The organism is Paracoccus sp. MKU1 (assembly GCF_001447385.1).
Classification (GTDB): Bacteria; Pseudomonadota; Alphaproteobacteria; order Rhodobacterales; family Rhodobacteraceae; genus Paracoccus.
Map to the genome: position 1 here is coordinate 1 of NZ_LLWQ01000181.1, position 7,524 is coordinate 7,524.

At 69.1% G+C, this 7,524-nt stretch carries 5 protein-coding genes; all 5 read left to right on the plus strand.

What is annotated here, in order from left to right; translation table 11 throughout:
* Positions 1–1,954 (plus strand): hydantoinase/oxoprolinase family protein (locus AQY21_RS14410; RefSeq protein ID WP_058098324.1); only part of this gene is annotated, 1,954 nt, incomplete at its 5' end.
* A gap of 98 nt (positions 1,955–2,052) precedes the next feature.
* The gene (locus AQY21_RS14415) at positions 2,053–3,375 is read left to right on the plus strand and encodes a cytosine permease (protein ID WP_058098325.1); all 1,323 of its coding nucleotides are present in this window, start codon (positions 2,053–2,055) and stop codon (positions 3,373–3,375) included.
* 101 nt (positions 3,376–3,476) lie between these two features.
* The gene (locus AQY21_RS14420) at positions 3,477–5,336 is read left to right on the plus strand and encodes an ATP-binding protein (RefSeq protein WP_082658117.1); all 1,860 of its coding nucleotides are present in this window, start codon (positions 3,477–3,479) and stop codon (positions 5,334–5,336) included.
* The gene (locus AQY21_RS14425; protein ID WP_058098326.1) at positions 5,333–6,679 is read left to right on the plus strand and encodes a sigma-54 dependent transcriptional regulator; all 1,347 of its coding nucleotides are present in this window, start codon (positions 5,333–5,335) and stop codon (positions 6,677–6,679) included. Before AQY21_RS14420 ends, AQY21_RS14425 begins: the two co-directional genes overlap by 4 nt.
* 198 nt (positions 6,680–6,877) lie before the next feature.
* Positions 6,878–7,524: tripartite tricarboxylate transporter substrate-binding protein (locus AQY21_RS14430; RefSeq protein WP_058098327.1), on the plus strand; the 647-nt coding region annotated here is incomplete at its 3' end.

Here is a 7,524-nt window from a genome sequence, read left to right on the forward strand (position 1 = left end):
CCCGCGCGACCTCGTCTCGAACGCCGACCTGTGCATCAACGGCACCACGGTCGGGCTGAACGCGCTGATCACCCATACCGGCGCCAGGACCGGCCTGATCGCCACCAAGGGCCACGAGGACAGCATCGAGATCCGCCTCGGCCACAAGGAGGACGGCTATCGCTACGACCCGGACTATCCGCCGGCGACCATGCTGGTACCGCGCTACCTGCGGCGCGGGATCAGCGAGCGGGTGATCTCGACCGGCGCCGTCCACACGCCGCTCGATGAGGAGGAGGTGCGCGAGGCCTGCCGGCATTTCCTGCGCGAGGGCGTCGAATCGGTCGCCATCAGCTTCGTCTGGTCGGTGCTGCATCCCGATCACGAACTCCGCGCCGCCGAGATCGTGCGCGAGATGATGCCGGATGTGCCTCTGACCGTCGGCAGCCAGCTCTATCCGCAGGTGCGCGAATACACCCGCACCTCGACCGCCATCGTGAACGCCTATCTGGCGCCGATCCTGTCGCGCTACGTGCAGGCGGTGGACGGCTATTTCCAAAGCCTCGGCGCGCGCCAGCCGGTGCGTTATTTCCAGTCGAACGGCGGGCTGGCCCTGGGGTCGGTGGTGTCGGACCAGTCGGTCTATGCGATCAATTCCGGCCCCGCCTCGGCCCCCAGGGCGGCGCTCTATCTGGGCGAGCCCTACGGGCTTTCGGACATCATCACCGTCGACATGGGTGGCACCAGCTTCGACATCACCCTGACCCGCGACGGGCAGGCCAATGTGTCGAAGAACATCGATTTCCTGCGCTATCGCATCGGCATCCCGATGATCCAGGTGGAGACCCTGGGCGCGGGCGGCGGCTCGATCGGCTGGATCGACTCGATGGGGCTGATGCAGATGGGGCCTCAATCGGCCGGCTCGGAACCCGGCCCGGCCTGCTACGGCAAGGGCGGTGACAGGCCGACGACGACCGATGCGAACCTCGTGCTCGGCTACCTGAACCCCGAGGGCCTGGTCGGCGGCCGCCTGCCCTTGAGCGTGGAAAAGGCGCGCGAGGCGATCCGCAAGCACCTGGCCGAGCCGCTGGGCATCAGCGTCGAGACCGCGGCCTATGGCATGTTCACCATCGTCAACAACAACATGGTGAATGCGATCCGCCGCGTCTCGGTCGAGCGCGGCTACGATCCGCGCGACTTCGTGCTGAACTGCGCCGGCGGCGCCACGGGCGCGCATATCACCGCGCTGGCGCGCGAGATGGGCATCGGCAAGGTGCTGGTCTCGAAGCTCGCCTCGGGGCTTTGCGCCTTCGGGCAGATCATCTCGGACGTGAAATACAACTACATGGCCCCCATCGCCGCGCGGCTGGAAGGGGCCGAGGCGGCCAGGCGGCTGGACGAGACCTTCGCCCGGCTGGAGGAGAAGGGTCGCGCCGACCTGATGGCCGACGATTTCGCGCCCGACCGGATCGGCATCCGCCGCAGCCTCGACATGCGCTATGTCGGGCAGGTGCATGAATGCACGGTCAGCGTCGAGCCCTTCGCCATCGACGAGGCGGCGCTGGAACGCCTCAAGGCCGCGTTCCACGCCCGCCACGAGGAGCTTTACACCTATGCCGAGCCGCACAGCCCGGTCGAGGTGGTGAACGTGGAAAGCGCCATCTCGGGCGCGGTCGAGCGGCCGGCGCGGATGCGCATCGCGCAGGGCGCAGGCGCCCATGCGGCGCTGTCCGGCACGCGCGAGATGATCTTCGACGCCTCGGGCCGCAAGCACGAAACCCCGGTCTATGACGGCGCGAAGCTGGGCGCGGGCGATGTCGTCACCGGCCCGGCGGTCATCCAGGAAGTGACGACCACCATCGTCATCGAGCCGGGCTGGGTCGCAGAACTGGACCGGAACGGCGTCTATGTCGTGACGATGGCCAGCGCCGCGGCCGGGACGCGAGAGCAGGCCAGGGCGCTGGCCGAGGCCTGACGTGGGCCTGACGTGGGCCTGACGGAGGCCGGGCGGGGCCGCACCAGGCCCCGCCCATCCGGAACCAATCACAAGAACCAAAACAGGGAGCTTCAGCCATGGCTGGATCTTTGGACAATTCGGAAGACCTGGAATTCTCGGACCGGCCAGTGCCGCGCGACCAGCGCATGGGCCGGCTGCCGCTGACCATGGCCTGGTGGTCGGTCTGCTCTGCCATGTTCTATCTGGTCATCGCCGCCTCGCTGGCGCTGGCCTATGGCGCAAGGAACGCCATCATCGGGCTGGTGCTGTCGGTCATCGCCTATGCGGCGGTGAACGCGGTGCTGGTGCGGCACGCGATCCGCACCGGGCTCAGCGTCTCGCTGTTCTCGCGCATCCTGCTGGGGCGCAGCGGGGCGGCGGTGGCGACGCTGATCTTCTTTGCCACCGCGATCTATTACGCGGTGTTCGAAGGCTCGGTGATCGCCGTCGCCCTGCGGGAATATGCCGGCATCTCCTATCCGCTGGCGGCGCTGGTGGTGGCGGTCTATTCGGTGGCGCTGATCTTCGGCTCGATCCAGAACTGGCTGGACAAGTTCAACGGCGTGCTGCTGCCCTTCTACCTGCTGGGGCTGGGCGCGGCGGTGGTGCTGGCGGTGGCGGAATACGGCTATTCGGACGCCTGGCTGAACCTTGGGCCGCAGGGCGGCGCGCCCGCCGGCGGCTGGTGGGACTGTTTCACCGCCTATATGGGCGTCTGGATCCTGATGATGTTCACCTATGATTACGCCCGCTTCGGCCGGCCCGAGGATGCGGGCTTCCATGCCGCCATCAATTTCGGCGCGCCCTTCTATGCCGTGGCCTTCCTGCTCAACGGCCTCGTCGGCATCTTCCTGGCCGCGAGCCTGCCGACCGAGGGCGCGGTCTCGGAAGTCTCGGTGGTGTTTGCGCTGGTGCAGCTGATGGGCGTCGCGGGGCTGGCCTTCGTCTGGATCTCGCAGACCCGGATCAATACCGCGAACTATTACCTCGCCGCGGTGAACATGGAGAGCTTTGCCGAGACCGCCTTCCGCCTGCGCCTGCCGAAATGGGTCTGGGCCTGCGTGGTCGGCGCCATCGCCTATGCGCTGATGCTGGCCGATGTCTTCGCCTATATCCTTCAGGCGCTGGCCTATCAGGGCATCTTCGTGGTGGCCTGGGTCGGCATCGCGCTGGTCCATATCGCGACGGATCGCGGTGCCGGAGACACCGACCTGGCGGATGCGCGCGCGGTCAATCCGGCAGGGCTGGGCGCCTGGCTGCTGGCCGCGGGCGCGGGGCTGGTGCTGCATTTCATGGGCGGCACGGCGGCCTCGCTGTCGGCGCCGGCGACCTTCCTGGTCGCGGCCTCGGCCTATGCGGCGCTGGCCGGCCGGACGGCGGCGCGGCGGGCGCTGTCCTGACCCCATGGCGCGAGGCCGGTTGCGCGCAGCCGGCCTTGCTGTCAGATTCCGCCCCAGGGAGCAGCAGGGGACGGAGCCATGCCCTGGAAGCAGGGATCCAGATGCGGATAGAGCCGGCGGCGCGCAAGCCTGGGACGGGGCGCTGGCGGCTGGCCCTCGGCCTTGCCTGTGTCGCGGCCATCCTCTGGCTGGGTGCACAGCTTGCCTATCAGCATTACTTCCGCGAGGGCCATGCCCGCGCCGCCACCGCCTTGCGGCTGACGGTGAACGCGCTCAACGCCGATCTGGCGCGCTATGAGGTGGTGCCGCAACTGGTCGGCGACCTTGACCTGATCCACCAGCTTGCCGCCGACCCGGGCAATCCTGCCCTGCGGCAGCAGACCAACCTGTGGCTGGCCGAGCAGAACGAGGCAGTGCAGGCCTCCGACATCTACCTGATCCTGCCCGACGGCGAGACCATCGCCCATTCCGGCTATCTTGGGCCCGCCAGCTTCATCGGGCAGAATTTCAGCTATCGGCCCTATGTCATCGACGCCATGGTGGGCGGGCAGGGGCGGTTCTACGGCATCGGCACCACGTCCGGCGTGCGGGGCTATTTCTTCTCGGCCCCGGTGCAGGACGATGCCGGCCGCATCACCGCCGTCGTCGCGGTCAAGATCGGCGTGGACCGGATCGAGGCCTCCTGGCGCGGCAACCAGTATCGCGTGCTGGTGACCGATCCCGAGGGCACGGCCTTCCTGTCCTCCGAGCCGAGCTGGCTTTACCACGGCATCCGGCCGCTGACGCCGGAACGGCTGGCGCGCACCGAATCCTCGCGCCGCTATGCCGGCACGCCGCTGGCCGAATTGCCGATGCGGCGGCTGGAGCTGCACGGCGTGCCGGTATTCCGCCTGCCGCCCGCGCTTGGCGACGACGATGCGCGCAGCCATGACTATATCGTCGCCTCCGAGGACATGCCGGGCGCGGGCTGGACGGTGCATGTGCTGCTGGACAGCGCCGAGTTGCGGGCCGAGGCGCGGCTGGCGGTGCTGAGCCTCGCGCTGCTCCTGTCGGTCGCGGGCTTCGGGCTGACGATGTGGCGCCAGCGCCGGGCGCAGGCGGCCGAGCGGCTGGCCATGCAGCAATTCGCCACCGCCGAGCTGGAGCGCCGCGTGGTCGAGCGCACCGCCGACCTGGCGCGGGTGAACAGCCAGCTGGAGCAGGAAATCGCCGAGCGCCGCGCCACCGAGGCCGAATTGCGCGCCGCCCAGGCCAGCCTGGTGCAGGTCGGCAAGCTGGCGGCGCTGGGGCAGATGTCGGCCTCGCTCTCGCATGAGATCAACCAGCCGCTGGCGGCGGCGCGCAACTATGCCGACAGCGCCGCCATCCTGATCGAGCGCGGCGACTATGCCCGCGCGCGCGAGAACATCGCCCAGATCCTGCTGCTGGTGGACCGCATGGCCGCCATCGGCAAGCATCTGCGCCACGCGGCAAGAAAGCCCGACGATGTGCTGGGCGCGGTGGCGCTGGCCGGGCTGCTGGACGAGACGCGCACCATCGTCGCCGCCCGGCTGGCCAGCAGCGGCGCGACGCTCGAGCTGGATGTGCCTGCCGACCTGCCGCCGCTGCGCGCCGGGCCGACGCGCTTGCAGCAGGTGCTGGTGAACCTGATCACCAATGCCGCCGATGCGGTCGAGGGCGGCGCGGACCGCCGCATCACCCTTTCGGCGCGGGCCGAGAGCGGGCGCGTCGCCATCCGCATCCGCGACCGCGGGCCGGGCGTGCCCGATGCCATCGCCGCGCGCATCTTCGACCCGTTCTTCACCACCAAGGGCATGGGGGCGGGGCTTGGCCTGGGCCTGTCGATCACCGCCAATATCGTGCGCGATTTCGGCGGCGAGATCGCCTGCCGCAACATGGACCCCGGCGCCGAGTTCTGCGTGATCCTGCCCGCCGCCGGCACGGCCGAGGCCGCCGCATGACCCCGCGCGTGCTTCTGGTCGAGGATGACGAGCAGATGCGCAGCTCGACCGCGCAGGCGCTGGAGCTGGCGGGCTTCACCGTCGAGGCGCTGGCCTCGGGCGAGGAGGCGCTGGCGCTGGCCGGCTCGGGCTTTGCCGGCGCGGTGGTCAGCGACATCCGCATGCCGGGCATGGACGGGATGACGCTTCTGGGCCGGCTGCACGAGGTCGATCCCGAGATCCCGGTGATCCTGGTCACCGGCCATGCCGAGGTGCCGCTGGCGGTCGAGGCGATCCGCGGCGGCGCCTATGACTTCATCGAGAAGCCCTTCGTGGTGCAGGAGCTGGCCACGGTGATCCGCCGCGCCATCGACCACCGCGGGCTGGTGCTGGAAAACCGCCGGCTGCGCGCCGTCGCCGGCAAGCGCGACGACGTCGAGGCCCGCCTGCCGGGCCGCACCCAGGTCATGGTCGATCTGCGTTATCGGCTGCGCGCCATCGGTGCCTCGGATGCCGATACGCTGATCATCGGTCCGACCGGCGCCGGCAAAGAGGTGGTGGCGCGCACGCTGCACGACATCTCGGCCCGCGCCGGGCGGCCCTTCATCGCCATCAATTGCGCCGCCCTGCCCGAGGCGCTGATCGAGAGCGAGCTGTTCGGCCATGAGGCGGGGGCCTTTCCCGGCGCGCTGCGGCCGCGCTATGGCAAGTTCGAACATGCGCGCGGCGGCACGGTGCTTCTGGACGAGATCGGCTCGATGCCGTTGGATTTGCAGGCCAAGCTGCTGCGGGTGCTGCAAGAGCGGACGATCACCCGGCTGGGCTCGAACGACCCGGTGCCGCTGGACGTGCGCTTCGTTGCCGTCAGCAAGGTCGATCTGGCGGAGCTGGTGGCGCAGGGCCGCTTCCGCGAGGACCTGTTCTGGCGGCTGAACGTCGCGGTGCTGCATGTCCCGCCGCTTTCGGCCCGGCGCGAGGACATCCCGCTGCTGTTCCTGCAACTGCTGCGCGAGGCTGCCGCCCGTCACAACCTGCCCGAGCGCGAGGCGCCCGCCGCCTTTCTCTCCGGCCTCGCCGCCAAGGAATGGCCGGGCAATGTGCGCGAGCTGCGCAACCTGGCCGAGCGTTTCGTGCTGGGGCTGGAAGGCGCCGAGCTGGGCCCGGCGCAGGGCGCGCGCCTGGCCGACCGGGTGGCCGAGTTCGAGCGCAGCCTGATTGCCGGCACCATCGCCGCCCATGGCGGCAAGCTGCGCCCGGTCTATGAGACGCTGGGCATCTCGCGCAAGACGCTCTACGAGAAGATGCAGAAATACGGGCTCGACCGCCGGCTGATCCTGGATGCGGCCGAGGACGAGGCCGGCTGAGCCACCGGATGGGTGGATTTCCGCCCATCATTCGCGGGGTATGTTACCTTTTTCACCCATTGGGGGTGCGTTTCGGCAACTTGCGCGTTCTTCCTTGCGTTTTTGATTTGTGCCGCGGCCGCAAGCCGCCGCACCATTCCGCAGGGCCCGCGTCGAGGAGGACGCAGGCCACAGCATACACAGTTTGGGGGAGGGGAAATGGCTTACCCGAGGCTTCTGGGCGCGCTTTGCGCCACGACGATGCTGATCGCGCCGGCTTTTGCGCAGGACTGGCCGCAGCGCCAGATCACCATGGTGGTGCCGTTCTCGGCCGGCGGACCGACCGATACGGTGGCGCGCATGGTGGCCGAGCGCATGTCGGCCGACCTGGGCCAGCAGATCATCGTCGAGAATATCGGCGGCGCCGGCGGCACGCTGGGCGCCGGCAACGTCGCCAAGGCCGATCCGGACGGCTATACGGTGCTGCTGCACCATATCGGCATGGCGACCTCGGCCACGCTTTACCGCAACCTGGCCTATGACACGCTGAACGCCTTCGACTATGTCGGCCTGGTCACCGAGGTGCCGATGGTCGTCGTCGCCCGCAAGGACTTCGAGCCGGACGACTTCACCGCCTTCATCTCCTACGTCAAGGACAACGCGGACAACCTGACGCTGGCCAATGCCGGCATCGGCTCGGCCTCGCATCTGTGCGGCATGATGCTGATGTCGGCGCTCGAGGCGCCGCTGGTGACGGTCCCCTACAAGGGCACCGGCCCGGCGATGACCGACCTGCTGGGCGGGCAGACCGACATCATGTGCGACCAGACCACCAACACCACGCAGCAGATCAAGGGCGGCACGAT

Excerpts from the sequence above, each read along its gene's own strand:
- AQY21_RS14415 (WP_058098325.1), top strand. The coding sequence starts at position 2,053 with ATGGCTGGATCTTTGGACAATTCGGAAGACCTGGAATTCTCGGACCGG.
- AQY21_RS14420 (WP_082658117.1), top strand. The coding sequence starts at position 3,477 with ATGCGGATAGAGCCGGCGGCGCGCAAGCCTGGGACGGGGCGCTGGCGG.
- AQY21_RS14425 (WP_058098326.1), top strand. The coding sequence starts at position 5,333 with ATGACCCCGCGCGTGCTTCTGGTCGAGGATGACGAGCAGATGCGCAGC.